Annotated in this window: 27 protein-coding genes; 15 read left to right on the top strand and 12 right to left on the bottom strand. The window is 67.1% G+C overall.

What is annotated here, in order from left to right; genetic code table 11:
- Positions 1–7 precede the first annotated feature (7 nt).
- From ABL840_RS36700 to ABL840_RS36690, 3 genes are read right to left on the bottom strand one after another with little or no spacing between them, the layout of a single operon-like run.
- Entirely contained in the window at positions 8–937 is a 930-nt protein-coding gene (locus ABL840_RS36700; RefSeq protein ID WP_093196145.1) for a branched-chain amino acid ABC transporter permease, read from the bottom strand.
- A gap of 2 nt (positions 938–939) precedes the next feature.
- The gene (locus ABL840_RS36695; RefSeq protein WP_093196146.1) at positions 940–1,773 is read right to left on the bottom strand and encodes an ABC transporter ATP-binding protein; all 834 of its coding nucleotides are present in this window, start codon (positions 1,771–1,773) and stop codon (positions 940–942) included.
- Positions 1,770–3,725, bottom strand: a complete 1,956-nt coding sequence (locus ABL840_RS36690) for an AMP-dependent synthetase/ligase (protein WP_093196147.1) — start codon at positions 3,723–3,725, stop codon at positions 1,770–1,772. The genes ABL840_RS36695 and ABL840_RS36690 overlap by 4 nt, the downstream gene beginning before the upstream one ends.
- Before the next feature lie 84 nt (positions 3,726–3,809).
- On the opposite strand from ABL840_RS36690, the gene ABL840_RS36685 reads away from it, so the two are divergent.
- Both ABL840_RS36685 and ABL840_RS36680 read left to right on the top strand, forming a co-directional pair.
- Entirely contained in the window at positions 3,810–4,589 is a 780-nt protein-coding gene (locus tag ABL840_RS36685; protein ID WP_093307557.1) for a Crp/Fnr family transcriptional regulator, read from the top strand.
- Positions 4,586–5,056, top strand: a complete 471-nt coding sequence (locus ABL840_RS36680) for a hypothetical protein (RefSeq protein WP_093307558.1) — start codon at positions 4,586–4,588, stop codon at positions 5,054–5,056. The genes ABL840_RS36685 and ABL840_RS36680 overlap by 4 nt, the downstream gene beginning before the upstream one ends.
- An 84-nt stretch (positions 5,057–5,140) precedes the next feature.
- On the opposite strand, the gene ABL840_RS36675 is transcribed toward ABL840_RS36680, so the two are convergent.
- Together ABL840_RS36675 and ABL840_RS36670 are read right to left on the bottom strand one after the other, a co-directional pair.
- Complete coding sequence (locus tag ABL840_RS36675) at positions 5,141–6,361, bottom strand: type II toxin-antitoxin system HipA family toxin (protein ID WP_093307559.1); 1,221 nt, start codon at positions 6,359–6,361, stop codon at positions 5,141–5,143.
- Positions 6,351–6,623 carry a helix-turn-helix domain-containing protein gene (locus ABL840_RS36670; RefSeq protein WP_256228248.1) on the bottom strand — a complete coding sequence of 91 codons (273 nt, stop codon included), beginning with the start codon at positions 6,621–6,623 and terminating at the stop codon, positions 6,351–6,353. The genes ABL840_RS36675 and ABL840_RS36670 overlap by 11 nt, the downstream gene beginning before the upstream one ends.
- Before the next feature lie 177 nt (positions 6,624–6,800).
- Here ABL840_RS36670 and ABL840_RS36665 point away from each other — a divergent pair, with 177 nt between their 5' ends.
- The gene (locus tag ABL840_RS36665; protein ID WP_093307560.1) at positions 6,801–7,565 is read left to right on the top strand and encodes an SDR family NAD(P)-dependent oxidoreductase; all 765 of its coding nucleotides are present in this window, start codon (positions 6,801–6,803) and stop codon (positions 7,563–7,565) included.
- A gap of 19 nt (positions 7,566–7,584) precedes the next feature.
- Positions 7,585–7,842: a hypothetical protein gene (locus tag ABL840_RS36660; RefSeq protein WP_093307561.1), complete on the top strand. Its 258-nt coding sequence runs from the start codon at positions 7,585–7,587 to the stop codon at positions 7,840–7,842.
- 13 nt (positions 7,843–7,855) lie between these two features.
- Here ABL840_RS36660 and ABL840_RS36655 read toward each other — a convergent pair whose 3' ends face one another.
- Together ABL840_RS36655 and ABL840_RS36650 are read right to left on the bottom strand one after the other, a co-directional pair.
- Complete coding sequence (locus ABL840_RS36655) at positions 7,856–8,863, bottom strand: MBL fold metallo-hydrolase (protein WP_093307562.1); 1,008 nt, start codon at positions 8,861–8,863, stop codon at positions 7,856–7,858.
- Between the two features lie 57 nt (positions 8,864–8,920).
- Positions 8,921–9,916 (bottom strand): Bug family tripartite tricarboxylate transporter substrate binding protein, encoded by a 996-nt coding sequence (locus ABL840_RS36650; RefSeq protein WP_093307563.1) that lies wholly within the window; start codon positions 9,914–9,916, stop codon positions 8,921–8,923.
- 253 nt (positions 9,917–10,169) lie between these two features.
- Here ABL840_RS36650 and ABL840_RS36645 point away from each other — a divergent pair, with 253 nt between their 5' ends.
- Complete coding sequence (locus ABL840_RS36645) at positions 10,170–10,547, top strand: VOC family protein (RefSeq protein ID WP_093307564.1); 378 nt, start codon at positions 10,170–10,172, stop codon at positions 10,545–10,547.
- 14 nt (positions 10,548–10,561) lie between these two features.
- Here the strand turns inward: ABL840_RS36645 and ABL840_RS36640 are convergent, their stop codons facing one another.
- The 5 genes from ABL840_RS36640 to ABL840_RS36620 are packed head-to-tail and all read right to left on the bottom strand — an operon-like array spanning position 10,562 to position 17,511.
- Positions 10,562–11,143, bottom strand: a complete 582-nt coding sequence (locus tag ABL840_RS36640) for a superoxide dismutase (protein ID WP_418116123.1) — start codon at positions 11,141–11,143, stop codon at positions 10,562–10,564.
- Between the two features lie 41 nt (positions 11,144–11,184).
- Positions 11,185–11,853, bottom strand: a complete 669-nt coding sequence (locus tag ABL840_RS36635; protein WP_093307366.1) for a helix-turn-helix transcriptional regulator — start codon at positions 11,851–11,853, stop codon at positions 11,185–11,187.
- Positions 11,854–11,885: 32 nt separating this feature from the next.
- Positions 11,886–13,325, bottom strand: coding sequence for an efflux transporter outer membrane subunit (locus tag ABL840_RS36630; RefSeq protein ID WP_093307361.1), 1,440 nt, complete (start codon positions 13,323–13,325; stop codon positions 11,886–11,888).
- Complete coding sequence (locus tag ABL840_RS36625) at positions 13,322–16,402, bottom strand: MexW/MexI family multidrug efflux RND transporter permease subunit (protein WP_093307360.1); 3,081 nt, start codon at positions 16,400–16,402, stop codon at positions 13,322–13,324. Before ABL840_RS36625 ends, ABL840_RS36630 begins: the two co-directional genes overlap by 4 nt.
- Positions 16,399–17,511: an efflux RND transporter periplasmic adaptor subunit gene (locus tag ABL840_RS36620; RefSeq protein ID WP_093307359.1), complete on the bottom strand. Its 1,113-nt coding sequence runs from the start codon at positions 17,509–17,511 to the stop codon at positions 16,399–16,401. Before ABL840_RS36620 ends, ABL840_RS36625 begins: the two co-directional genes overlap by 4 nt.
- 320 nt (positions 17,512–17,831) lie before the next feature.
- On the opposite strand from ABL840_RS36620, the gene ABL840_RS36615 reads away from it, so the two are divergent.
- The 10 genes from ABL840_RS36615 to ABL840_RS36570 all read left to right on the top strand — a co-directional run bounded on the left by ABL840_RS36615 (position 17,832) and on the right by ABL840_RS36570 (position 25,127).
- A complete protein-coding gene (locus ABL840_RS36615; protein ID WP_093307358.1) occupies positions 17,832–18,839 on the top strand; it encodes a hypothetical protein in 1,008 nt (335 codons plus the stop codon).
- A 13-nt stretch (positions 18,840–18,852) separates the two neighbouring features.
- Positions 18,853–19,269 carry an OmpA family protein gene (locus ABL840_RS36610; RefSeq protein WP_143043019.1) on the top strand — a complete coding sequence of 139 codons (417 nt, stop codon included), beginning with the start codon at positions 18,853–18,855 and terminating at the stop codon, positions 19,267–19,269.
- Complete coding sequence (locus ABL840_RS36605; RefSeq protein WP_093307356.1) at positions 19,266–19,703, top strand: hypothetical protein; 438 nt, start codon at positions 19,266–19,268, stop codon at positions 19,701–19,703. The genes ABL840_RS36610 and ABL840_RS36605 overlap by 4 nt, the downstream gene beginning before the upstream one ends.
- A gap of 116 nt (positions 19,704–19,819) precedes the next feature.
- The gene (locus ABL840_RS36600; RefSeq protein ID WP_176947648.1) at positions 19,820–19,957 is read left to right on the top strand and encodes a hypothetical protein; all 138 of its coding nucleotides are present in this window, start codon (positions 19,820–19,822) and stop codon (positions 19,955–19,957) included.
- Positions 19,954–20,052, top strand: coding sequence for a K(+)-transporting ATPase subunit F (gene kdpF / locus ABL840_RS36595; protein WP_093208253.1), 99 nt, complete (start codon positions 19,954–19,956; stop codon positions 20,050–20,052). Before ABL840_RS36600 ends, kdpF begins: the two co-directional genes overlap by 4 nt.
- Before the next feature lies 1 nt (position 20,053).
- Entirely contained in the window at positions 20,054–21,853 is a 1,800-nt protein-coding gene (gene kdpA, locus ABL840_RS36590; RefSeq protein ID WP_093307355.1) for a potassium-transporting ATPase subunit KdpA, read from the top strand.
- Between the two features lie 13 nt (positions 21,854–21,866).
- Positions 21,867–23,969 (top strand): potassium-transporting ATPase subunit KdpB, encoded by a 2,103-nt coding sequence (gene kdpB, locus ABL840_RS36585; protein ID WP_093307354.1) that lies wholly within the window; start codon positions 21,867–21,869, stop codon positions 23,967–23,969.
- Positions 23,970–23,982: 13 nt separating this feature from the next.
- The gene (kdpC, locus tag ABL840_RS36580) at positions 23,983–24,621 is read left to right on the top strand and encodes a potassium-transporting ATPase subunit KdpC (protein WP_093208259.1); all 639 of its coding nucleotides are present in this window, start codon (positions 23,983–23,985) and stop codon (positions 24,619–24,621) included.
- Between the two features lie 13 nt (positions 24,622–24,634).
- Positions 24,635–24,994, top strand: coding sequence for a hypothetical protein (locus ABL840_RS36575; protein WP_093307353.1), 360 nt, complete (start codon positions 24,635–24,637; stop codon positions 24,992–24,994).
- Positions 24,984–25,127 carry a hypothetical protein gene (locus ABL840_RS36570; protein ID WP_176947647.1) on the top strand — a complete coding sequence of 48 codons (144 nt, stop codon included), beginning with the start codon at positions 24,984–24,986 and terminating at the stop codon, positions 25,125–25,127. The genes ABL840_RS36575 and ABL840_RS36570 overlap by 11 nt, the downstream gene beginning before the upstream one ends.
- Positions 25,128–25,136: the final 9 nt, after the last annotated feature.

Genomic DNA, 25,136 nt, shown 5'->3' with positions numbered 1-25,136 from the left:
TCGTATTTCATACGCGATCAATAATTTTTTCGCCGAAGAGGCCTTGCGGACGGACCAGCAGGAACACCAGCGCGAGAACGTAGGCGAACCAGATCTCGATGCCGCCGCCGAACATGGGCCCGAGATAGATTTCGGAGAGCTTCTCGCCCACGCCGATCAAGAGGCCGCCGATGATGGCGCCCGGAATCGAGGTGAGCCCGCCGAGGATCACCACCGGCAGCGCCTTCAGTGCCACCAGCGACAGCGAGAACTGCACGCCCAGCTTCGATCCCCAGATGATCCCGGCCACCAGCGCGGAGAAGCCGGCCACCGACCACACGATCACCCAGATGCGCTTGAGCGGAATGCCGATGGACTGTGCGGCCTGGTGGTCGTCGGCCACAGCGCGCAGGGCGCGGCCGGTGGCCGTCTTCTGGAAGAAGACCGCGAGCACCACCACGAGGCCCGCCGCCACCAGCGCGGCGATCAGGTCTTCCTGGCTCAGCAGCAGGCCGCCCTGGAAGGTGTTCTCCAGCACCATCAGCGGTTCCTTGGGCATGCCCACGTCGATCTTGTAGATGTCGTTGCCGAAGATGGTCTGGCCCACGCCGTCGAGGAAGTAGGCGATGCCCAGCGTGGCCATCAGCAGCGTGATGCCTTCCTGGTTCACCAGCTTGCTCAACGCGAGCCGCTCGATGAGCCAGGCCACGAGGACCATCACCGCCATGGCCGCAATGAAGGCCAGGATGTTCGCGAGGATCTGGCTTTCGAAGCCGAACCACTGCGGGAACCACTCGGCGAAGCGCGCCATCGCCAGCGCGGCGAACAGCACCATCGCGCCCTGCGCGAAGTTGAAGACGCCGGAGGCCTTGTAGATCAGCACGAAGCCGATGGCGATCAGCGAATAGAGCATGCCCACCATGAGGCCGCCGAAGAGGGTTTCGAGGAAAAAGCCCATGATCAATGTTCCACGCCGAGGTATGCCCGGATCACGTCTTCGTTGTTGCGCACCTCGTCGGGCGTGCCGTCGCCGATCTTCTTGCCGTAGTCCAGCACCACCACGCGGTCGGAGATGTCCATCACCACGCCCATGTCGTGCTCGATCAGCACGATGGTCGCGCCGAACTCGTCGTTCACGTCGAGGATGAAGCGGCTCATGTCCTGCTTCTCTTCCACATTCATGCCGGCCATGGGCTCGTCCAGCAGCAGCACCTGCGGCTCCATCGCGAGCGCGCGGCCGAGGTCGACGCGCTTCTGCAGGCCGTAGGGCAGGCGGCCCACGGGCGTCTTGCGGTGCGCCTGGATCTCGAGGAAGTCGATGATGTGCTCGACGAACTCGCGGTGCGCGAGCTCCTCGCGTTCGGCCGGGCCCCAGCGCAGCGCCTGCGCGAACAGGCCGCTCTTCATCTTGAGGTTGCGCCCCGTCATGATGTTGTCGAGCACGCTCATGCCCTTGAAGAGGGCCAGGTTCTGGAAGGTGCGCGCCACGCCCATCTCGGCCACCTGGCGCGAGTTCATGTGCTTGAAGGTCTGGCCGCGGAAGGTGATGGAGCCCTGCTGCGGCCAGTACACGCCGTTGATGCAGTTCAGCATCGAGCTCTTGCCCGCGCCGTTCGGCCCGATGATGGCCCGCACCTCGTGCTCGCGCACGTTGAAGCTGATGTCCGTCAGTGCCTTCACGCCGCCGAAGCTCAAACTGATGTTCTGCACATCGAGGATGACCTCGCCATCTTTGCGGCCGCCTCGGGTCGTTGTTGCAAGCATGGATGCCTCGGTGAGGTTGTGCGCGTTCATGCGGCCGCCTTGATCAACGGAAAGCGCTTCGCGTCGACGATCTTCAGCGTGGCACTCACCGAGCCCGTGCGCCCGTCCTCGAACTTGACCTGGGTCTCGATGAACTGCTCGGCCTTGCCGCCGTACAGCGCGTCGACCAGCACCGCGTACTTGTCCGCGATGAAGCCGCGGCGCACCTTGCGCGTGCGGGTGAGCTCGTCGTCGTCGGGGTCGAGTTCCTTGTGCAGCACGAGGAAGCGCGCGATCTGCGTCTCGCCCATGCCGTCTTCCGCGGCGAGGTCGGCGTTCACCTTGGCGATGCACTCGGCCACCAGCGCCAGCACGTCGGGCTTGCCGGCCAGGTCCACGTAGCCGCCGTAGGCCAGGCCGCGGCGCTCGGCCCAGTTGCCCACGGCCTCGTAGTCGATGTTGATGGCTGCGCAGACCTCGTCGCGGCCGTTGCCGAAGCACACGGCTTCCTTGATCTGCGGGAAGAACTTGAGCTTGTTCTCGATGTAGTTGGGCGCGAAGATCGCGCCGCCCACGAGCCGGCCCACGTCCTTGGCGCGGTCGATGATGCGCAGGTGGCCCTCGCTGTCGAGCACGCCGGCGTCGCCGGTGTGGAAGTAGCCGTTCGCGTCCAGCACCTCGGCGGTGGCGTCGGGGCGCTTGTAGTACTCCTTGAGCACCGAGACGCCACGCACCAGCACCTCGCCGTCGTCGGCGATCTTCAGCTCGATGCCCGGCGCGGCCGTGCCCACGGTCTGCAGCTTGACCTTGCCGTCCTGCTGCAGGCACACGTAGGCGCAGGTCTCGGTCTGACCGTAGAACTGCTTCAGGTTGACGCCGATGGAGCGGTAGAAGCGAAACAGGTCGGGCCCGATGGCGGCGCCCGCGGTGTAGGCCACGCGGATGCGGCTCATGCCCAGCACGTTGCGCAGCGGGCCGTAGATCAGCAGGTCGCCCAGGCGGTACATCAGGCGGTCGCGCGCGCCCACCGGCGCACCGTTGAGGATGTCCGCGCCCACGCGCTGCGCCAGCGCCATGAACTTCGCATAGAGCCAGCGCTTCGGCGCGGCCGCGTCTTCCATGCGGATCGACACGGCCGTGAGCAGTCCCTCGAAGGTGCGCGGCGGGCCGAAGTAGTAGCTCGGGCCGATCTCGCGCATGTCGTTCATCACCGTCTCGCTCGACTCGGGGCAGTTGAGCGTGAAGCCGCCCACCAGCCATTGCGCCACCGAGAACAGGTGGTCGCCCACCCACGCCATCGGCAGGTAGCTCATGATGTTGTCGCCGGGGCCGAGCCTGTCGGTCTCCACGCCGCCGCGGCCCGCCGCGATGAAGCTCGCATGCGTCTGGCACACGCCCTTGGGGCGGCCGGTGGTGCCGGAGGTGTAGAGGATCACGCCCACGTCGGCGGCCTCGCCGCTGGCCACCGCGCGGTCGTAGTGACCCACGTTGGCCTTGTCGAACTCGCGGCCCAGCGCGCGCAGCTGCTCGTAGCTCATGAGCCCCGGCTGGTCGTAGTGGCGCAGGCCCTTGGGGTCGTCGTAGATGATGTAGCGGATGCCCGGCTGCTTGCCCTGCTGTATCTCGCGGCACTCGAGCAGCTTGTCGACCTGCTCCTGGTCCTCGACGATCACGAACTCGATGCCGGCGTCCTGCAGCATGAAGACCATCTCGCCGGCCACCGCGTCCTGGTACAGCGGCACCGGCACGCCGCGCAGGCTCTGCGCCGCGACCACCGACATGTAGAGGTGCGGCCGGTTGGCGCCGACGATCGCCAGGTTGTCGAATGGCCTGAAGCCGAGGCTCGCGAGGCCGCAGGCGATCTCGCGAACTTCCTGCGCCACGGCGCTCCAGCTCCAGGTTTGCCAGATGCCGAGGTCCTTCTCGCGCATGGCGGGCGCCTCGGGTCGGGCCTCGGCATGCGCGAGCAGCAGACGGGGAAAGGTGGGGGCGGTTGTTTGCACAGTGGGCGGATCGTAGGTCTCACTTTGACGCCCGGTTGTCGTTCCAACGACAATCCTAGGGACACTACTCCCCGGAGTTTCCCGATGCCTCACGGCAATCCCAACCACAACAGCGCGCTCGGCGGTTCGACCATCAGGGACCGCGTGCGCCCCGCCAATGACGCGGAGCTCGAAAGCATTCCATGGCTGTCGAAGCTCACGCCCGCCGAGCGCCGCCGCGCCGAGGCGGCGCTGGTGATCGGCGAGGCCGAGCCCGGCGACCTGGTCTGCCGCGTCGGGCGCTCGCCCACCTACTGGTTCGGCGTGGTGGAAGGGCTGCTGAAGATGAGCAACGACAACGCCGACGGCGGCTCCGTCACCTACACCGGCGTGCCGCCCGGCGGCTGGTTCGGCGAGGGCACGGTGATGAAGCGCGAGCCCTACCGATACAACATCCAGGCGCTGCGGCGCAGCCTGATCGCGGGCCTGCCGACCGAGAGCTTCCACTGGCTGCTCGACCACTCCATCGGCTTCAACCGCTTCGTGATGAACCAGCTCAACGAGCGGCTGGGCCAGTTCATCGCGGCGCTGGAGATCGACCGGCTCAACAACCCCGACGCGCGGGTGGCGCGCAACCTGGTGTCGCTGTTCAACCCGGTGCTGTATCCGGGCGTGGGCGAAGTCCTGCGCATCACGCAGCAGGAGCTGGCCTACCTGGTCGGCCTCTCGCGCCAGCGGGTGAACGAGGCGCTCAACGGCCTTTCGGCGCAAGGGCTGATCCGCGTGGAGTACGGCGGGCTGCGCGTGCTCGACCTGCCCGGCCTGCGCGCGACCGCGATGTCGAACAACAAGAAGAACGCTCCGGCGGAAAAGGAAAGAACATGACCCTCAAAGACCAGCTCCTGGTGGTACCCGCAAATGCGGAAGCAGCCTTCGTCCCTCCGCCGGCCGAGGCTCCTTCGAAGGCGAAGGCCGAAGACACCGGCCCGACGCTCGAAGAAGCCATCGAGCGCAACGAGGCGCTGACGGAAAAGCTCGATGCGCTCAACGAAGTGCTGGCCAAGCCGCTCAACGAGATCCTTGCCGACCGCGAGAAGGCCGAGGAGGCCGCGCTCGCGTGGGACCGCTTCGGCGCGATGTGGATGCTCTCGCAGCGCGCGATGCGGCGCGTGGCGCTCGACCTCGCGGCGCAGCTCGGCGTGAGCGAGGAAGAAGTCGTCGCGCGTGCGATGGCGAATGCCAACGCGGTGCTCAACGGCGCGGACGAGGTCGACCTGGGCGGCAGCATCGCGCCGGCGCAGATGCAGCACATTGCGCGGCATCGCAACTTCCTGCGCAAGCAGTTCCGCTAGAGGCTGGAGGTCTTGTCCGCGAACCACTGACTGGCGACAGCGGCTTTCGGTGTTCGAACGGACGAGCCCGATGCATCCGGAGATCTACCGCGCCTTGGCGTAGATCATTCCGTCGGTCCACGTGTCCCGCATCTTCTCCAGCAGATCTTTCGGGATTCGCTGGTCGCGGCCCGCCTGATCCAGCGTCTTGCGCATCCCCTCGGCGATTCGCGCGAGAGCGAGCGCGGGCTTTGCGACCCCGCATACTTTGCTGCCGAACAGCAGCAGTTCCTCGGTGGTCGGATAGGCTTTCGTGTGGCCCTTGCCGGCGAAGAGCTTGAGCGCCAGCGTGCGGTCTTCCAATTCGGGGCCGCCTTCATAGCGCGTGTACCTGTAGATCGCGGTGGTCACCACATCGAACATCGGTGCCAGGCGGCAGTCAGCCGCAGAGGAGTAGAGCAAGCCGTAGTTCTTGAGGTGGCCGTCGCCGTTGCGCACCATGATGCTGAATGCCACCTGCTCGAAGAAGCGCTCGAGGTTCTCGCTGGGCAGCTGAAGGTATTGCATCAGCTCGGCGATGCGCTGGTAGCTTCCGTGGTACTTCCGATCTGATTGGATGTCGCGCACCCGAAGATTCATCAACGCCGCGATGTCCTCGAAACCGATGCGAGAGCCGTCCGCCGCAATGTCGAACCGGTCGACCAGCAGCAGTTGCCCGTCGTCCGAGAGGTCGAACGTGGGCGTCTCGATGCCGGCGTGGCCGGCGGCCGTCAGGCACATGAACTCGTTGGCCGACAGGCCCGGATAGGACGGTGCGGCCGCCTTCACGATGATCGTGGGCACAGGGAGGGTGACCCGATCCGGCACCATGATCTTCGGCTGCATGCCCGCAATGCCGGCGCCCGTGCTCAGGTACGCCCGAACCAGGTCGTCGAACACCTCGGGTGTGTAGCGGGTTCCGAGCAAGGTCTTGCGGTCGATGATCCGAGGCGCCGCGAGTGGCTGCGCCCCCGGCAGCCGGAAGCCCAGCCGCCCGATACCGTTGGCCCCGACCACTGCGAGCAAATGCATCGGCGTGAGCTGCTGCTTGGGGAACATCGCCCGCAGGCGCAGGTACAGGTCGCCTTCGGGCAGGTTCTGATCCATGACTGCGAAGAGGTCGCCGTCCTGGTACGTCGGACGCGTCGGCGGCATGAGCAGTGCGACCGAGGGCTGATCCGTACGGCCGTCGAGATACCGGAACTCGTAGACCGAGTGCCTGAGCAACTGGCCGGCCGACGCGCCGGCGATCTCGACATCGAGCTGCTTGATCTTTTCAGGAAGCATCGTCGTCATCCTGTCCGAAGCGCTCCGTGACTTCCTCCAGCGTCGGCATGCCCAGGCGTTCCAGGCGGATCGTGAGATCCATGGCGCGCAGGATGTCGAAAAGCGAGGCGAGGGTGATGTCTTCCCCTCGTTCCAGGCGGTAGAGGACGTTACGCGCGCGGCCTGACCGCGAGGCGATGTCGGTCGCCTTCAGGCGGCCTTCTTTTCGCGCGCGCTGGATGGCCTGCCCGAGCTCGATGGGCAGTCTGATTTTGTCCTTCATACGCCACATTTTGGATGTGAAAGGGGGATTTGTCCATTTCCAAGGACACCCTTCTACGTCCTTCAGCTCCCGCTGCCGGGTTCCTTGCGGCAGCGGCTGGTTCAACCGCGGGTTCCACCGACCCTCTGTACATCGCCTAAGCTCACGGTCTTTCTTTCTGTCCCCACCACGATCTTCATGTCCACCTCCCACCTCACCCTCATCACCGGCGCCTCGCGCGGCCTGGGCCAGGCCATGGCCGAACAGCTGCTGCAGGCCGGCCACACGGTGATCGGCATTTCGCGCAAGCAGTCGCCCGCGCTGGCCGAAGCGGCCAAGGCCGGCGGTGCCGAGCTCACGCAATGGGAGCAGGACCTGTCCGATCCCGTGGCCGCAGCCGAGCGCCTGTCTGCCTGGCTCGAGACCGTCGACGCGCAGCGCTTCGACAGCGTCACGCTCGTCAACAACGCCGGCACCGTCGGCAACCCGGCGCCGCTGTCGCGCGCCGTGGAGTCCGAGCTGTCGCTGGCCCTGCGCATCGGCCTGGAAGCGCCGATGCTGCTGACGGCGGCCTTCCTAGGCGCCACGCGCGAATGGCGCGGCGCGCGCAAGGTGCTGAACATCTCCTCGGGCCTGGGCCGCAACGCCATGGGCAGCCAGGCGCCCTACTGCGCGGCCAAGGCCGGCATGGACCACTTCTCGCGCTCCGTGGCGCTGGAGGAGGCGAATGCGCCGAACGGCGCGCGCATCGTCTCGCTCGCGCCCGGCGTGATCGACACCGACATGCAGGTGCAGCTGCGCGGCGCATCGGCCGAGAAGTTTCCGGACCGCACGCGCTTCGAGAAGATGAAGAACGAAGGCATGCTCGACAGCCCCGCCTCGGCAGCCGCCAAGGTGCTGAAGTACCTGGCGCGCGCGGACTTCGGCGCGAAGCCCGTGGCCGACGTGCGCGATCCGGATTGATCGGAAAGCGAGCATTCCCATGGCAACCGCACAGGCCATCGACACCGGCGAGTACAAGCTCTTTCCCTCGCCGCGCAACGTGCACCGCATCGTGTTCGAGCACCAGGTGTTCGTGCCGTACCCTTACGCGCTGATCGTGATGGACGAGTTCGGCTTCAAGGGGCGCTACAGCCTGTTCTCTGCCTGCCGCATGAGCGACGGGAAGATGGGGCAGGTGGCGACATTCGAGCTGGAGCCCGACGTCGCCATCTTCAACGCGAAGTTCACGCCGGACTGAGCCCGGCGCCCGCTCACTGCATCGCGAACCTGTCGCGCTGCGCCTGCGCGCATTCGCCCATCACGTTCAGCGCACGCTCCACAGTGGGCGTGCCCATCACGAAGGGGTTCGCTGCGCCAGCGGGCTGCTGGCGCAGCGCGGCCATCTTGGCCTGCGAGCTGTCGACGTTCGAATGGTTGGACAGCATCACGTCGATGTTCTGCGTCTTCACCAGCGAGTCCATGCGCTTCGTGGATGCGATGTAGCTGTCCAGCCGCGGCACGTCCTTGCCGAAGTTGAAGCCCGTGCCGCCCCAGAGCATGGCGCGGTGCTTCCTGCCGTTCTCGCTCACGTCGAACACCGGCGAGAGCGTGCCCATGGTGTGGCCCGGCGTGAGGTAGAGCGTGACGGTGGTGTCGCCGAGCGTGACGCGGTCGCCATCCTTCACCGAGATGTCTCGCTTCGGAGGCGCACCCCAGACGGGCGTGGCGAACTCCAGCTTGGTCTCGGTCATGGTCCAGTCGAGATCGCTCATCACCACGCGCGCGCGGTACTTCTGCGCGAGATAGGGTGCCCCGCCGTAGTGATCGCCATGGCCGTGCGTGACGATCACGTACTTGATCTGCGCCGGGTCGAGGCCCAGCTTGCGCATGCCGCCTTCGATGAGCGCGGCGGCTTCCACCTGGTTGTTGAGCGCATCGATGAGGATGATGCCGTCCGATGTCTTGATGGCCCAGGCGCTGACCCAGTCGGCGCCCACGAAGTAGAGGTTGTCGAAGGCCCTGGCCGGCGGCGGCGCGGGCTTGTTGATGAGCAGGGGCAGGCCCTTGTCGAGCTCTTCCTGCGGCGGGCGCGTGGCGGGGGCGGGCTTGCACAGCGAGAGCAGCGGCCCGAGGTCGGTGCCCGCGGCCTTCGTGGCTGCCGCCACGTGGGCGGCGACGGTGGCGTCTGAAGGTTTCTGCGCGGGAGTCTGGGCGCAGCCCTGGAAGAGGGCGACAGCCGCCGCGAGGGCGGCCGTCTTCAGGGGAAGGGAAGGAACCATCGGTGTCTCCGTGCCGTTGCGGCCTGTTCTGGAGACACCATTCTGCGGCGCGCGGCCTTATTCGATTGTCGCGCCCGAGGCTTGCACGATGCCCTTCCACTTCTCGTAGTCGGTCTTCAGCAGCGTGCCGAACTGCTCGGGCGTCATGCTCTGCGGCTCCGCGCCCTGGGCGATGATGGCCGCCTTCATCTCGGGTGTGGCCAGCAGCTTGTTGACTTCGGTATTCAGTGCCGTCACCACGTCCTTCGGCGTGCCGGCCGGCACGAAGAGGCCGTACCAGGTGCTCACGTCGAAGTCCTTGTAGCCCAGCTCGGCCACGGTGGGCGTGTCGGGCAGCGAGGTGCTGCGCTTGGCCGAGGTGACGGCCAGCGGACGCAGCTTGCCGGCCTTGATCTGCGCCATGGCCGAGGGCACGGAGGACACCATCAGGTCGACGTTGCCCGCGAGCACGTCCATCATGGCTGCGTTGGAGCCCTTGTAGGGCACGTGGCGCATCTTGATCTTGGCGGCGCCGTTGAAGATCTCGCCGGCCAGGTGGATGGTGGTGCCGTTGCCGGGCGAGCCGTAGGTGACGGTGTCGGGCGCGGCGCGCGCGGCCTTCACCACGTCGTCGAGCGTCTTGAACTTGGAGTTGACCTGCGTGACGATCACCACCGGCGTGTAGGCCACGTGGGCCACGGCCGTGAGGTCCTTCACCGGGTTGTAGCTCAGGTTCTTGTAGAGCCAGGGCGCGACGACCATGTTGTCCTTCTGGCCCATCACGATGTCGTAGCCCGTGGGGGCGGCCCGCGCGGCTTCGGCGATGCCGATGGTGCCGCCGGCGCCCGCGCGGTTGTCGGGCACCACGGTCCAGTGCTTCGCCTCGGTGAGCTTCTGGGCCACCAGGCGCGCCAGGATGTCGGTGCCGCCGCCGGGCGGGAAGGGCACGACCATGCGGATGGGCTTGGCGGGGTAGGACGCGGTCTGCGCGTGGGCGGTGGCGGTGAGGGCCAGCGGGAGTGCCAGCGAAAAGGCCAGCGAGGTGGCCAGCTTGCCGAGGTGTCTGCGGATCATGGGTTTGTCTCTTTGTCGGAGTCGATTCGGGGTTGCAGTCGTTGCCGTCGTCACTGCACCGGGGGTGCAGTGTGCCGGAAGCTGCGTAAGAAGGATTTCTTCATTCGCGATGGGGCACGTATCGACTTGCGGGGGCCCATTTTCCGATGCCTTGACAGCGCCCCGTCCGACGCAAATACTGCACCGCATGGTTGAGTATTTTTGGCAAGCCCGACGCCCTTCCGCGGCGCACCGGGCCTGGAAGGAGACTCGCATGCTCGGAAACATCAACGCGGTGGCCAACCTGGCGGTGAAAGACCTCGCCACGGCCCGCCGCTTCTACGAAGACACGCTGGGCCTGTCGCAGGTCGATGCGGAGGGAGACGAGGTCATCGTCTATCGCAGCGGCAGCACCCGCATCAACGTGTACCGCTCGCAGTTCGCGGGCACCAACCAGGCGACGGCCGTGACATGGTCGGTCGACGGAGACATCGAGCGCATCGTGGAGGCCCTGAAGACCAGGGGCGTGCGCTTCGAGCACTACGACATGCCCGACACCAAGCTGGTCGGCGACCTCCATGTCATGGGCGACATGAAGGTCGCGTGGTTCAAGGACCCGGACGGGAACATCCTGAACCTGATCAACAACTGAGCGGCGTCAGCCGATCAGCCGAAGTTCTTGGCGACGAAGTCCCAGTTGACCAGCTTGGCCAGGAAGGTCTCGACGAACTTCGGGCGCAGGTTGCGGTAGTCGATGTAGTAGGCATGCTCCCAGACGTCCACCGTCAGCAGCGCGGTGTCGGCGGTCGTCAGCGGCGTGCCGGCGGCGCCCGTGTTCACGATGTCCACCGAGCCGTCGGCCTTCTTCACCAGCCAGGTCCAGCCCGAGCCGAAGTTGCCCACGGCCGACTTCACGAACGCTTCCTTGAAGGCGTCGTAGCTGCCCCACTTGGCTTCGATGGCCTTGGCCAGCGCGCCGGTGGGAGCGCCGCCGCCTTGCGGCTTCATGCAGTTCCAGAAGAAGGTGTGGTTCCAGATCTGCGCGGCGTTGTTGTAGATGCCGCCGCTGGACTTCTTGACGATCTCCTCGAGCGTCATCGATTCGAATTCGGTGCCCTTCTGCAGGTTGTTGAGGTTCACCACGTAGGCGTTGTGGTGCTTGCCGTAGTGGTACTCGAGGGTTTCCTTCGAATACTCGGGTGCCAGCGCGTCCAGTGCGTACGGCAGGGGTGGGAGCTTGTGTTCCATCGTGATTTCCTCGTGGGTGGTTGTGAAAAAAGAAAAGGGATTCAGGCGTTCGCCTTGGGTTCGACCCGGTAGGCGCATCGTCGCGCGCCCGCCAGCACATGCTCGACGCGGCTGACGCTCACGTCGGGCCCCAGCACTTCGTCGAAGAGCTGCAGTTCGCTGCGGCAGAAGCCCGTGCAGGCCTGTGCCGCGGTGCAGATGGGACAGTGGTTCTCGATGAAGAGAAAGCCGTTGCCCTGCTCGTCGGGCCGGAACTCGGCCATGTAGCCCTCGCGGCTGCGGATCTCGGCCAGCCGCTCCAGCCGCGTCTTGAGGCTGCGCGCGCCGCGCATGGCCTCGGTGTAGTTGGCGCGCATGGTGGCTTCGCGCGCGCCGATGAGCTGGTCCATGCCCTTCTGCCCGAACACGCTGATGACGGCGCTGATCATCTGCACCGTCATCTCGGCGTGCGTGTCGGGAAAGCGCTTGTGGCCTTCCCCGGTGAGTCGCCAGATCTGCGTGGGCCGGCCCCGGCCGCTGGAGCGGCTCTCGGAGTCGACCAGGCCCTCGGCCTCCAGCTTGGCCATCTGCTGGCGCACCGCCTCCACCGTGACGTTGAGCACCTTGGCGATGTCGGGAATGCCGAGCGCGCCGCGGGTCTTGAGCGTCGAGAGGATGCGGTCTGCCGGCTGGTGCGGCATCCAGGTTGGCTTTGCATCGGGGGTGGACATGGCGGCTTCGGACATGGAAAACAGCACCATTGTCAGGTGGTTGGCGCTCCCCCTGCCACCGCGGGTGCTTGCCAGCCGCCACCCAGTGCCTTGTAAAGCGCGACGAGGCTGGTGTACGAGGCGGTCTCGGCCTGTGCCACCGCGTCCTGCGCGCGCAGCAGGGTGCGCTGGGCGTCGAGCACGCTCAGGTAGGGCGCTGCGCCCTCGCGGTAGCGCACCTCGGCCAGTTCGGCGGCGCGGCTGCTGCGGGCCGAGGCCTCCACCAGCCGCTGCAGGCGCAGCTGGTTCTGGCCGTAGCCGGTGAGGGCGCCTTCCACGTCCTCGATGGCGCGCAGCACGGTCTGCTCGTAGAGCGCCCGGTCGCCCTGCGCGCGGGCTTCGGCGCCGCGCACGCGGGCCTTCACCGAGCCCAGCCGCAGGGCCGGCCAGCTCACGCCCGGCGTCACGCTGAATGCGCGGCTCGACGAACTGCCGAGGTCGGAGCCCCGCAGCGCGACGAAGCCCAGGAAGCCGCCGATGTCGAAGCGCGGATACAGCTCGGCCGTGACCGCGCCCACGTCGGCCGTGCTGGCCGCGAGGCCGCGCTCGGCGCGCAGCACGTCGGGGCGGCGGCGCAGCAGCTCGGCCAGGTTGCCGACGGGCAGGCGCTTGTCGAGCACGCGCAGCTGGCGCGGTTGCAGCATGGGCTCCAGCTCGCCGGGGCGAAGGCCGGCCAGCACCGCGACGCGGTAGGCGGCCTGCCGGCGCGTGGTTTCGAGCGTTGGCAGATCGCCTTCGGTGGCCGCGAGGTTGGCCTGCGCGCTCGCGAGGTCGCCTTCGAGGCCGCGGCCGGTCTGCACCTGCGCCTCGGTCACGCGCAGGCTCTGGCGCAGGCTGTCGAGGGTTCGGCGCGTCACGGCGATGCGCTGCTCGGCGCCGCGCATCTCGTAGTAGTTGCGCGCCAGTTCGGCCACCGCGACGATGCGCACCTGTTCGAGATCGGCCGCGCTGGCCTCGGCGCGCGCGGTGGCGGCCTCGTCGAGCCGCTTCAGGCGGCCGAACAGGTCGATCTCCCACGAGGCGTCGAAGCCGGCACGGCTGCTCTGCGAGAGCGAACGCACATCGGGCTGCGCACCGCTGTTGCCCTGCGCGATGCTGCGCGTCTTGCTCGCGCTCGCGGTGACGACCGGCAGGCGGTCGAGTTCGGCTTCGGTCTGCACGGCGCGCGCCTCCAGCAGCCGCGCTTGCGCGATGCGGATGTCGTGGTTCTCGGCCAGGGCGCGGTCGACCAGCGCATCGAGCTGCGGATCGTCGAGCTGGCGCCACCAGTCGCGCTGCACCGCGTCGTTCGCGAAAAGCGAACGCTCGGGCGCCCGGATGGCCACCGGCGCGTCGGCCGGTGCCTTGTAGTCGGGCCCGACGGCGCAGCCGGCCAGCATCAGCAGGCTCAAGGCGAAGGGGGCCGTACAGGAAAAGAGTCGTTTCATGGTCATGCTCCTTCGGCCAGCGCCTCGAGCTCGGCCGCGCGCTGCGAGCGGCCCTCCGCGCGGTGGTCGCGCGCCAGCAGCGTGTACATGGTGGGCAGCACGAACAGCGTGAACAGCGTTCCCACCAGCATGCCGACCACGATCACCAGGCCGATGCTGAAGCGGCTGTTGGCGCCGGCGCCGCTTGCGAACAGCAGCGGCACCAGGCCCACCACCATCGCGGCCGTGGTCATCAGGATCGGGCGCAGCCGGATGCGCGCGGCCTCCTCGATCGATGCGCGCCGGTCGAGGCCCTTGTGCATCTGGATCTCGTTGGCGAACTCCACCATCAGGATGCCGTGCTTGCTGATGAGCCCGATGAGCGTCACCAGCCCGATCTGCGTGTAGATGTTGATGGTGCCGAAGCCCAGTGCCAGCGGCACCAGCGCGCCGCAGATCGACATCGGCACGCTGATCAAAATGATCAGCGGGTCGCGCAGGCTCTCGTACTGCGCCGCCAGCACCAGGTAGATGACGACGATGGCGAACACGAAGGCCATCACCAGCGCCGAGCCTTCCTGCGTGAACTGCCGCGCGTCCGACTGCCAGTCGTAGCTGAAGCCGGCCGGCAGCTTCTTCGCCTCCTCGCTGAGGAAGGCCACCGCGTCGCCCATGGTCACGCCCGGTGCCGGAATGGCCTGGAAGGTGGACGCGTTGAGCTGGTTGAACTGCGTGAGCTTGTTGGGCCCCACGCTGGTCGACAGCTGCACCAGGTTGGCCAGCGGCACGGGCTGGCCGCTCGCGCTCTTCACGAAGTAGCGCGAGAGCGCCTCGGCCGTCAGCCGCTGCTCGCGCGGCGACTGCGGGATCACGTCGTACGAGCGGCCGTCCATGCCGAAGCGGTTGACGTAGTTCTCGCCCACCAGCACCGCCAGCGTGTCGCCGATGGACTTCATCGTCACGCCCATGCTGTTGGCCTTGGCGCGGTCCACGCGGATCTCGACCGTGGGGTTGTTGAACTCCAGGTCGCTGTCGACCACGATGAACTTGCCGCTGTCGCGCGCCGACTTCTTCAGCGCCTCCATGGCCTCGAACACGGTGCGGTGGTCGCCCGCGCTGCGGATCACCATCTGCACCGGCAGCCCGCCGGTCGAGCCCGGCAGCGAGGGCAGCTGGAAGGCGAAGACGCTGCTGCCTTCCACCTCGTTCATGCGGCCCTGCGTGTCGCCCTGGATCTGGTCGGCATTGCGCTTGCGGTCCTTCCAGTCGGAAAGCTGCACGCCGCCGATGCTGTTGGAGACGCCGTCCGAGCCGTTGATGAGCCAGCGGCCGGTGTTCTCGGGCAGCGAGGCGAACACGTCGTCCCACTTCTTTCCGAACTTCTCGACGTAGTCGATGTTGGCGTGCTGCGGCGACTTGATGGCGGTGAGCACCATGGCCTGGTCCTCGCCGGGCGCCAGCTCGCGCTGCGCCGCGTTGTAGAGGAAGGGCAGGCTCGCCAGCACCAGCGCCGCGAAGATGCCGGTCGCCCAACGGTGGTGCAGCGACACGTCGAGCAGCTTGCCGTAGCCCGTGGCCAGGCGGTGGAAGAAGCTCTCGGCGGCGCGCGCCATGCGGCTGCCCGTTGCGTCCTGCGGCAGCAGGAACGAGCTCATCACCGGCGACAGCGTGAGCGCGATCACGCCCGACACCACCACCGCGCCCGCCAGCGTGAAGGCGAACTCCTTGAATAGCGAGCCCGTGAGCCCGCCCATGAGGCCGATGGGTGCATACACGGCTGCCAGCGTGAGCGTCATCGCGATCACCGGGCCGGCCACCTCGCGCGCGCCGATCAATGCGGCCTGCACGCGCGATTTGCCTTCCTCGATGTGGCGGTGCACGTTCTCCACCACCACGATGGCGTCGTCCACCACCAGCCCGATGGCCAGCACCATCGCCAGCAGCGTCAGCAGGTTGATGCTGAAGCCGAACAGCAGCATCAGCGCGGCGGCGCCCAGCATCGACAGCGGAATGGTCACCACCGGAATCAGCACCGCGCGCACCGAACCCAGGCACAGGAAGATCACGATCACCACGATGGCGATGGCCTCCAGCAGCGTGTGGCGCACCTCGTCGATGGACGCCTCGATGAAGCGGGCCAGCTCGAAGGGCAACTGCACCTCCACGCCCGGCGGCAGGTTCTGCTTGATGCCGGGCAGCAGTTCGCGGATGCGCTTCACGATCACCAGCGGGTTGCCGTTGGGCGCCGCCTGCAGGCCGAGGTAGATGGCGGGCACGCCGTCCATGGTCGCGCTGCTGTCGGCGCTGGCCGCGCCGAGTTCCACGGTGGCCACGTCGCCCAGGCGAACGATGGCGTCACCCTCGCGCTTGACGACCATGTCGCGGAATTCGGCAACATTCACCAGGTCGGTGTTCACGCGGATGTTCGACACCACGTACAGGCCCTTCACCTGCCCGGGCGCGGCCTGCACGTTGTTCTGGCGCAGCGCGTCGGCCAGCTCGCCGGCCGAGATGCCGCGCGCGGCCATGCGGTTGGGGTCGAGCCACACGCGCATCGCCAGCGTCTGCCCGCCCGACACTTCCACGCCCGACACGCCGGTGATGGAGGCGAACTGCGGCTGCACCACGCGCGAGAGATAGTCGGTGAGCGCGGGCATCGGCATCGTCTTGCTGGAGAAGCCGACGTAGGCCACGGCCGTGGCCTCGCCCGACGACTTCAGGATCACCGGGTCGAAGGCCTCGGCCGGCAGCCGGTACTTCACCTGGCTGACCTGCGCCATCGCCTGCGTGAGCGCCTGGTTGGCGTCGGCGTTGAGCTTCATGCGCACGCTGATCACGCTGCGGCCCAGCGTGGACGACGACGAGAGGTAGTCGACGTTCTCGATGGTCGCTACCGCCTGCGCGATCGGCTGCGTGACGAAGCCCTGCATCAGCTCCGGCGAGGCGCCGGGGTACTGCGTGGTGATGGTGAGCGTGGTGCTTTCGGTCAGCGGGTACTGCCGCACCGGCAGGTCGCCCAGGGCGCGCGCGCCCAGCAGCAGGATGAGCGTGCTCACCACCAGCGCCAGCACGGGCCGGCGCACGAAGAGGTCGGTGAACTTCATGACTTGGCTTCCTGCGCGAGGGCCAGCGTGTCCTTCGCCGTCGGCATCACGGGCGCGCCGGTGTAGAGGCGAAGCTGACCGGAGGTGACGACCCTGTCGCCGGGCGAGAGGCCCTTCTCGATCACGACCAGGCCGTCTTGCCGCTCGCCGGCCTTCACGAACACCTGCTGCGCGGTGAAGCCGTCGCCCTTCTCGGCGGGCCGCACCACGAAGACCGAGTCGCCGTGCGTGCTGTAGGTGATGGCGGTCTCGGGCACCGTGATGGCGTCGGCCCGTGCAGGCAGCGCGACCTTGCCGTTGACGAACATGCCCGGCGTGAGCGCGCCGTCGGCGTTGTCGATGGTGGCCTGCAGGCGCACGGTGCGCGTGTCGCTGCCGATCTGCGGCTCGATGGTGCTCAGCCTGGCCTGGAACACGCGGCCCGGATACGCATCGACCGAAAGCGCCACCTGCTGGTTGCGCTTGAGCACGGGCAGGGCGGTTTCGGGCAGCGTGAGGTTGGCGAACAGCGTGCGGCTGTCGGTGAGCGAGACCAGCGCGTCGCCGGCCCGCACGAACTGGCCGAGATTGACGCGGCGGATGCCGAGCACGCCGTCGAAGGGCGCCTTGATGCGCTTCTGGTCGAGCAGCGCCTGCACGCGGCGCAGCTCGCCGCTGGCCTGGTCGAACGCGGCCTGCGCCTGCTCGAGCTGCTCCTGCGTGGCGGCCTGCTGCGGCACCAGCCGGCGGGTGCGCTCCAGCAGCGCCTTCGCATTGGCGCGCTGGGCCGTCAGGCGTTCCAGGTCGCCCTGCTCGGGCGCGTCGTTGAGTTGCACCAGCACCTGCCCGGCCCGCACCTCGGCGCCGGGTGTGAAGAGGATCTTCGCGATGCGCCCCTCCACTTCGGCCGGCACCTCCACCTGCCGGTTGGCCTCCAGCGTGCCGATGCCGCCGAGAAAGCGCGCCACTTCCGTCTTCTGCGCGGCGGCCACAGCCACCTTGGCGGGCGGCATGCCGCCTCCACCCTCCGCATGTGCCGGCCTGAGCTTCGTGGCGAGCCCGAAGCCGGCGCCTCCCAATACCAATGTCGCGAGGCCGGCACCCAGCCAGGCCCTTGATTGCTTGTTCATACGACGTCCATTATTAATCAAAGAAAATACTTTGATTATTTGTTGATACCGGTTGCCTGTCGATGAAGGCATCGCAATGGCCGTCATAGGCCGGGGCTATTTGCGCAAGGCAGTGCATGTCTGGGTCTCCAGGAGTCGAGCGGGAAATACCGCAGACCACAGACGTGCGAGGCAGCCGGGTTGTGACAGTCCTCTCATCCCGTCGTGCCGATCAGATGCCGTGAAAAAAGTCGCTCCGCCGGCAATTGCCCGCGGCGATTGGTGGCGGCGTAACCCGGGCTCTCTACAAGTTGCTGTCCTCAACCTGGAGATTCACGGAAATGATGCGGAAGGTGATCGTGGTGGGTGATCCACCGGCGCCGGGCGGCGCAGTGCTGCCCTATGACGGCCACATGTCGGATGTCTTCGAAAGCCGCTTCGCGCTCGTCGGCGGGCGGGCCTACTGCGAGGGCTGCAACAGCGTCGGCATCATTGCCAAGGCCGGCGGGCCTCGCAGGGGATGTTTCCACGGCGCGGAGATAGCTCTCGAGGGTGACGTGGTGGTGTGCCACTGCCCGGTGCCGCCGCCGCTTGTTTCCAGGCTGCCGTATGCGCCGGTCTACGACGATGAAATGGCCTGGGCTGCGAATGAATTCGAGCCTGGTTTCACGGCGTTGCCGGGATGGTTCACGAGGGATTCAGCAGTCATCGAGGCGAGCAGAAAAGTGGTCGACGCCTTGGTGACGCATCCGCCAGAGGCCGAGCAGACAGAAAACATCTGCCCGAACATGACGAACAAGGAGTTCTGCACGCTGATGCTGAAGCTCCGTGACCGCGCGGTGACGCTCTTGACAAGAAGGCGACTGCCCGAGCTGGAGCGCTGGGATCAGGAGGCGCAGGATCGGGTGAAGGAGTGGTTCGGAGTCGCAGATCAACCGATGCGGCAATACCTGCAAAGAGGTTTCACAGCCTGTGTCGGTGTGCTTCGCGGACTGGATTGCAGCAACTTCGTCAGATACTCCGAATTGACCAGGAAGAACATCAATTGCGTGCTTCCCAAAGACACAGGCGGCGTCGTTGCGGGGGTCTGCAGGGCGGACATCGCGAATCGCACCATCGGGATTCACATCGACTTTTGTGACTTGCGGGAGTTCTCTGCGGAGTCCGATTCGAAGTTCCTGAGCCTGATTCACGAAGTGACCCACTTCGATGACTGCTTCGGCAGTCTCGACGACGTCTACAAGATGAAGGACTCGCTGAAAGCCGTTGCAGGCGGGAGAAAGAACCTGAAAGCGAATGCCGACAACCTTGCCGGCTATGTTGTCTGGGGTGAGCGCTATGTGGACTAGATCGATCGCGATCTTGCTCGCTGTTGCCGCTCCTGCCGCCATCGCCTGCAGTCCCGGGAAAAGCATCGACGTGTTCTTCGAGCGGAATTCGTCCAGGGTCTCGGCCGAACAGGTGTCGAGGCTGGCCAACTGGACCGCGATGCTTCGCGAGAGGTATCCGAATCGCCAGTCGATAAGCATGGGAGCCAACGCCGAGCAGGGAGAGCAGGAACCGCGGAGCCTGGCAATGGAGCGGGCCAGGAATGTCGCTCGCATCCTCGATGAGAGCCTGCGTTTCAGCGCACCGACGGTCACTCTTCCGATGAAAGGTCATGTCTATCCTGCAGGCGCCTTGGGCAGGGAAGACGTCAAGCGGGTGGAGATCGACTTCCTTCCCGCCTGTCCGCATGAATGTCCATGCCAGATGGTGGAGGGAGGCCGTCGGAGATGAGGGCAAGAAAACGCGCCGGCCTCGTCCTGCTTGTCCTCGGCGGCTTGAACATCTGCGCAACGGCGCAGGAATGCAGACATTGGGCTTCGACCGTCGTCGTCTTCGCCGAAGGCTCCGCAGTCCTGGAGCGCGACCAGATCGCGCTGATCGCCAATCGGCTGGATCATTTCCGTCGCCTGTACCCAAACCTGGACTCGGTCGACCTCGAGGGCGTGGCGCGCGATACCGCACCCGATGCAAGGCAACTGGCACAGCGACGCGCGGCCGTGACGGCGCATGCGGTGCGGACTCTTTTCGATGGCGTGAAGCTGCACGTCTCTTCGAACGTCCATCCGCCTGACTGGACCGATCACGACGGCAATTACGCCGCCTTCGACGCGGTCCCTCCCATGCAGGACCTAACCGTCTGCCCCCGAGTTTCAAGCTCTGAATAGCCCTGGAGCCCCGCGTTTTTACGCTTTCTTTACGCCCACCCCACCACTCTTTCCCCCGTTTTGACGCCCGACTGCCGAGACTGAAGCCCATCTTTTCTCGTTTGCAGGAGTGATGTATGGACATCGTCTGGATGGGCGCCTTGCTGGCGCTATGGGCCGTGGTGGGAGCCATGGTGATCGGGCTGAACAGGCTCGATGCGCCTAAGCCGTCGAACAAGGCGTCGAACGTCGCCGCCGATGGAGCGTCATCGTGATCAGCCTCCAGGTTCTCTACGGCTTCGGCGCGTTGATCGCCGTGGTTCTTTTTGCCTACCTCGTGTTCGCGCTGATCTGCGCGGAGGAATTCTGAAATGAGCACCTCCGCCTGGGGCCTGCTGGCCCTTTTCCTGGTCCTGCTGGGACTGCTCGCATGGCCGGTCGGCAAGTTCCTTGCCGCGCTGTGTAACGAGCGCGTGCCGCGCTGGATGCAGCGCGTCGAGGCGCCGCTCTACAAGCTCGCGGGCACGAAGCCCGAGCAGTCGATGCACTGGCTGCGCTATGCCTTCGCGCTGCTGGCCTTCAATGCCATCGGCGCGATCTTCGTCTACGCCCTGCAGCGGCTGCAGGGCTGGCTGCCGCTCAACCCCGCCGGCATGGCGGCCGTGTCGCCCGACTCGGCCTTCAACACCGCGGTGAGCTTCGTGGCCAACACCAACTGGCAGGGCTATGCCGGTGAATCCACCATGAGCTATCTCACGCAGATGCTCGGCCTCACGGTGCAGAACTTCCTGTCGGCCGCCACCGGCATCGCCGTGGCTTTCGCGCTGGTGCGCGGCTTCGCGCGGCGCGGCGACGGCAAGGGCCTGGTCGGCAACTTCTGGGCCGACATCACGCGCGTCACGCTGTGGGTGCTGGTGCCGATCTCGTTCGTGCTCGCCGTCGTCTTCGCCGGCCAGGGCGTGATCCAGAACTTCGACGCCTACAAGGAAGTGAGCACGCTCGAGACCACTGCCTTCCAGCAGCCGAAGAACGGCGCCGACGGCCAGCCGCTGAAGGACGAAAAGGGCCAGCCGGTGATGGAAGACGCCACCACCAAGACGCAGACGCTCGCCATGGGCCCGGTCGCTTCGCAGGAAGCCATCAAGATGCTCGGCACGAACGGCGGCGGCTTCTTCAACGCCAACTCGGCGCATCCGTACGAGAACCCGACGGCGCTGGTGAACCTGCTGCAGATGCTCGCGATCTTCCTGATCCCGGCTGCGCTGTGCTTCACCTTCGGCCATGTGGTCGGCGACATGCGCCAGGGCTGGGCCGTGCTCGCGGCGATGACGGTCATGTTCGTGGTCGCCGTGATGGTCATCACGCCCGCGGAGCAGGCCGGCAATCCGCTGCTGGCCTCGCTGGGTGTCGACCAGGTGCAGGGCGCGCTGCAGGCCGGCGGCAACATGGAGGGCAAGGAGGTGCGCTTCGGCATCGATGCCTCCTCGCTCTTCGCGGCCATCACCACGGCCGCCTCGTGCGGCGCGGTCAACGGCATGCACGACTCGCTCACCCCGATGGGCGGCATGGTGCCGCTGGTGCTGATGCAGCTCGGCGAAGTGGTCTTCGGCGGCGTGGGCTCGGGCCTCTACGGCATGCTGATCTTCGCGATGCTCGCGGTGTTCATCGCCGGCCTGATGATCGGCCGCACGCCCGAGTACCTCGGCAAGAAGATCGAGGTGCGCGAGATGAAGCTGATCTCCATCGCCATCCTGGTCACGCCTATCCTGGTGCTGGCCGGCACCGCGGTGGCGGTGATCGCGGACGCCGGCAAGGCCGGCATCGCCAACCCCGGCGCGCACGGCTTCTCCGAAATCCTGTACGCGTTGACCTCGGCCGCCAACAACAACGGCAGCGCCTTCGCGGGCCTGTCGGCCAACACGCCCTTCTACAACGGCCTGCTCGCGCTCGCCATGTGGCTCGGCCGCTTCGCGATGATCGTGCCGGTGCTCGCCGTGGCCGGCGCTCTTGCCGCCAAGAAGCGCCTGCCCGTCACCAGCGGCACGCTGCCCACGCACGGCCCGCTGTTCGTCTCCCTGCTGATCGGCACCGTGCTGCTGGTCGGCCTGCTCAACTACGTGCCGGCGCTGGCCCTGGGCCCGATCGTCGAACACCTCGTGCTCTGGAAATGAGAAGGAGCGCACCATGACTGCCAAGACAACAAAAACTTCCCTCTCGCTGTTCGATGCGGCGCTGGTCAAGCCCGCGCTGTGGGCCGCCTTCGCCAAGCTCAACCCGCGCACGCAGTGGCGCAACCCGGTGATGTTCATCGTCTACATCGGGAGCATCCTCACGACGGTGCTCTGGGTGCATGCGCTGAGCTTCCCGGGCGACACTGGCATGAAGCCCGCCTTCGTGCTGGCCGTGACCATCTGGCTATGGTTCACCGTGCTGTTCGCCAATTTCGCCGAAGCGCTGGCCGAGGGCCGCAGCAAGGCGCAGGCCGCCTCGCTGCGCGGCCTGCGCAAGGACACCTGGGCCAAGAAGCTGCACGAGCCGCACCACGGCGCGCAGTGGCTTCCCGAACAGGCGCCCAACCTGCGCAAGGGCGACGTGGTGCTGGTCGAGACCGGCGACGTGATCCCGCTCGATGGCGAAGTGATCGAAGGCGTGGCCTCGGTCGACGAGAGCGCCATCACCGGCGAATCGGCACCCGTGGTGCGCGAATCGGGCGGCGACTTCTCGGCGGTGACGGGCGGCACCCGCGTGCTGTCCGACTGGCTGGTGGTGCGCATCTCGGTGAACCCGGGCGAATCGTTCCTCGACCGCATGATCGGCATGGTCGAGGCCGCCAAGCGCCAGAAGACGCCCAACGAGATCGCACTGACCATCCTGCTGGTGGCGCTGACCATCGTGTTCCTGGTGGTCACCGTCACGCTGCTGCCGTTCTCGGTCTTCAGCGTGGAAGCCGCGGGCGCCGGCACGGTGGTGTCGCTCACCGCGCTGGTCGCGCTGCTGGTGTGCCTGATCCCGACCACCATCGGCGGCCTGCTGTCGGCCGTGGGCGTGGCCGGCATGAGCCGCATGATGCAGGCCAACGTGATCGCAACCTCGGGCCGCGCCGTGGAAGCCGCCGGCGACGTCGACGTGCTGCTGCTCGACAAGACCGGCACCATCACGCACGGCAACCGCCAGGCCACTTCGTTCCTGCCGGCACCGGGCATCCCGAAGGCCCGCCTCGCGCGCGCCGCGATGTTCGCCTCGCTGGCCGACGAGACGCCCGAGGGCCGCAGCATCGTCGAGCTGGCCCGTCGCGACGGCCTGGACACCACGCCCGTCGACGGTGCGCGCTTCGTACCCTTCACCGCGCAGACCCGCATGAGCGGCGTCGACCTGCCGGCCGCGCCGAACAGCCTGGACACCGACGACGTGCTGCTGCGCAAGGGCGCGGTCGACGCGGTGCGCCGCCACGTGGAAGCGCTCGGCGGCGTGATGGCGCCCGAGGTGCTGCGCGCGGCCGAGGAAGCCGCCCGCCGCGGCAGCACGCCGCTGGCAGTGGCCGAGGGCAACCGCGTGCTCGGCATGGTCGAGCTCAAGGACATCGTCAAGACCGACATCAAGGAGCGCTTCGCCGAGCTGCGCCGCATGGGCATCAAGACCGTGATGATCACCGGCGACAACAAGCTCACGGCCGCGGCCATCGCCGCCGAAGCCGGCGTGGACGACTTCCTGGCCGAGGCCACGCCAGAGGACAAGCTCGCGCTGATCCGCCAGTACCAGTCCGAGGGCCGCCTGGTGGCCATGACCGGCGACGGCACCAACGATGCCCCCGCGCTCGCGCAGGCCGACGTGGCCGTGGCCATGGGCAGCGGCACGCAAGCCGCGAAGGAGGCCGGCAACATGGTCGACCTCGATTCCAACCCGACCAAGCTGCTCGAGGTGGTGGAAACCGGCAAGGCGCTGCTGATGACGCGCGGCTCGCTCACCACCTTCTCGATCGCGAACGACGTGGCGAAGTACTTCGCCATCATCCCGGCGATCTTCATCTCGACCTACCCGCAGCTGGGCGCGCTCAACGTGATGCGGCTCGCGAGCCCGTCGTCGGCGATCCTGAGCGCGGTGATCTTCAACGCGCTGGTGATCGTGTTCCTGATTCCGCTGGCGCTCAAGGGCGTGCGCTACCGGCCGGTGGGCGCCGCCGCGCTGCTGCGCCGCAACCTCGCCATCTACGGCCTGGGCGGCCTGCTGGTGCCCTTCATCGGCATCAAGCTGATCGACTGGCTGCTGGTGGCCGTCCATCTCGTCTGAGGAGTATTCCGTCATGAACAACAACATCGTCAATGGCAACAGCAATGGCAGCGAGGGCGGCATCGTCCGCCCCGCGCTCGTGCTCTTCGTGCTGCTGAGCGCGCTCACCGGCCTGATCTATCCGATGGCCGTCACCGGCGTCGCGAAGACGGCATTCCCCGCGCAGGCGGACGGCAGCCTGATCGTGCTCGACGGCACCACGGTGGGCTCGAAGCTCATCGGCCAGAACTTCAGCGACCCGAAGCACTTCTGGGGCCGTCCGTCGGCCACCGCGCCGCAGCCTTACAACGCGAGCGCCTCGGGCGGCTCGAACCAGGGGCCGCTCAACCCCGCGCTGGCCGATGCGGTGAAGGCGCGCGTGGAAGCGCTGCGTGCGGCCGATCCGGACAACACCGCGCCGGTGCCCGTCGACCTGGTCACGGCCTCGGCCAGCGGGCTCGACCCCGACATCAGCCCGGCCGCCGCGCAATACCAGGCGGCGCGCGTGGCGCGCGTGCGCGGCATGCCGCTCGCGCAGGTCCAGTCGCTGATCGACAGGAACACGCAGAAGCCCCTGCTGGGCTTCCTGGGCGAGACGCGCGTCAACGTGCTGGCGCTGAACATCGCGCTCGACGCCGCCTCCGGTTCATTCAGTCCTTCGACACCGCGTTGAGGAGAAACAAGCCATGGCCTATGCCGCCTACCGAGAACACCCCGGCGTGCCGAGAACGCACGCTCCCATGAACACCGGCAGCAGCCCGTTCTACGTGCTCGACGTCACCGTGTGCTGCGCCGACGCCCTGCGCGTGCGCCGCAGCATCGCCGGCTGCCCCGAGGCCGGCGTGGTGCGCTGCGAGCCGCTGCTGCATGCCTGCAGCTCTCAGGAGAGCGACGCGCCCTGTGTGCGCCTGATGATCCGCCTGCCGCTCGGCCGCTATGCCGACGTGCTGCACCGGCTGATCGAGTGCGTGCCATCGGGTGAGATCGGCCGGCTCGTGAGCTGGCGCGAGCACCTCGCGCGCTGCGGCCTGCGCCATGGTCACTGACCTGCTTCTTGCGCTGCTGGCCATGGCGGCGCTGTTCGTGCCGCTGGGCTTCGCCTGGTGGGTGCTGTCGCGCACGGCGCGGCGCCACGCAGGTCGCCACGCGGGCCGCCGCAAGGACCGTCCGATGCGCTAACCTCCTTCC

Origin of the sequence: Variovorax sp. NFACC27, from assembly GCF_048301545.1 — a bacterium.
Taxonomy (GTDB): Bacteria; Pseudomonadota; Gammaproteobacteria; order Burkholderiales; family Burkholderiaceae_C; genus Variovorax; species Variovorax gossypii.
Note: the sequence above shows the minus strand (reverse complement) of the source record. Positions and strands in the feature narration are given on the sequence as shown.

Coding starts and splice junctions, on each gene's coding strand:
- ABL840_RS36700 (WP_093196145.1), bottom strand. CDS start 937: ATGGGCTTTTTCCTCGAAACCCTCTTCGGCGGCCTCATGGTGGGCATG.
- ABL840_RS36695 (WP_093196146.1), bottom strand. CDS start 1,773: ATGAACGCGCACAACCTCACCGAGGCATCCATGCTTGCAACAACGACC.
- ABL840_RS36685 (WP_093307557.1), top strand. CDS start 3,810: ATGCCTCACGGCAATCCCAACCACAACAGCGCGCTCGGCGGTTCGACC.
- ABL840_RS36680 (WP_093307558.1), top strand. CDS start 4,586: ATGACCCTCAAAGACCAGCTCCTGGTGGTACCCGCAAATGCGGAAGCA.
- ABL840_RS36675 (WP_093307559.1), bottom strand. CDS start 6,361: ATGCTTCCTGAAAAGATCAAGCAGCTCGATGTCGAGATCGCCGGCGCG.
- ABL840_RS36670 (WP_256228248.1), bottom strand. CDS start 6,623: ATGAAGGACAAAATCAGACTGCCCATCGAGCTCGGGCAGGCCATCCAG.
- ABL840_RS36665 (WP_093307560.1), top strand. CDS start 6,801: ATGTCCACCTCCCACCTCACCCTCATCACCGGCGCCTCGCGCGGCCTG.
- ABL840_RS36660 (WP_093307561.1), top strand. CDS start 7,585: ATGGCAACCGCACAGGCCATCGACACCGGCGAGTACAAGCTCTTTCCC.
- ABL840_RS36655 (WP_093307562.1), bottom strand. CDS start 8,863: ATGGTTCCTTCCCTTCCCCTGAAGACGGCCGCCCTCGCGGCGGCTGTC.
- ABL840_RS36650 (WP_093307563.1), bottom strand. CDS start 9,916: ATGATCCGCAGACACCTCGGCAAGCTGGCCACCTCGCTGGCCTTTTCG.
- ABL840_RS36645 (WP_093307564.1), top strand. CDS start 10,170: ATGCTCGGAAACATCAACGCGGTGGCCAACCTGGCGGTGAAAGACCTC.
- ABL840_RS36640 (WP_418116123.1), bottom strand. CDS start 11,143: ATGGAACACAAGCTCCCACCCCTGCCGTACGCACTGGACGCGCTGGCA.
- ABL840_RS36635 (WP_093307366.1), bottom strand. CDS start 11,853: ATGTCCACCCCCGATGCAAAGCCAACCTGGATGCCGCACCAGCCGGCA.
- ABL840_RS36630 (WP_093307361.1), bottom strand. CDS start 13,325: ATGACCATGAAACGACTCTTTTCCTGTACGGCCCCCTTCGCCTTGAGC.
- ABL840_RS36625 (WP_093307360.1), bottom strand. CDS start 16,402: ATGAAGTTCACCGACCTCTTCGTGCGCCGGCCCGTGCTGGCGCTGGTG.
- ABL840_RS36620 (WP_093307359.1), bottom strand. CDS start 17,511: ATGAACAAGCAATCAAGGGCCTGGCTGGGTGCCGGCCTCGCGACATTG.
- ABL840_RS36615 (WP_093307358.1), top strand. CDS start 17,832: ATGATGCGGAAGGTGATCGTGGTGGGTGATCCACCGGCGCCGGGCGGC.
- ABL840_RS36605 (WP_093307356.1), top strand. CDS start 19,266: ATGAGGGCAAGAAAACGCGCCGGCCTCGTCCTGCTTGTCCTCGGCGGC.
- ABL840_RS36600 (WP_176947648.1), top strand. CDS start 19,820: ATGGACATCGTCTGGATGGGCGCCTTGCTGGCGCTATGGGCCGTGGTG.
- kdpA (WP_093307355.1), top strand. CDS start 20,054: ATGAGCACCTCCGCCTGGGGCCTGCTGGCCCTTTTCCTGGTCCTGCTG.
- kdpB (WP_093307354.1), top strand. CDS start 21,867: ATGACTGCCAAGACAACAAAAACTTCCCTCTCGCTGTTCGATGCGGCG.
- kdpC (WP_093208259.1), top strand. CDS start 23,983: ATGAACAACAACATCGTCAATGGCAACAGCAATGGCAGCGAGGGCGGC.
- ABL840_RS36575 (WP_093307353.1), top strand. CDS start 24,635: ATGGCCTATGCCGCCTACCGAGAACACCCCGGCGTGCCGAGAACGCAC.
- ABL840_RS36570 (WP_176947647.1), top strand. CDS start 24,984: ATGGTCACTGACCTGCTTCTTGCGCTGCTGGCCATGGCGGCGCTGTTC.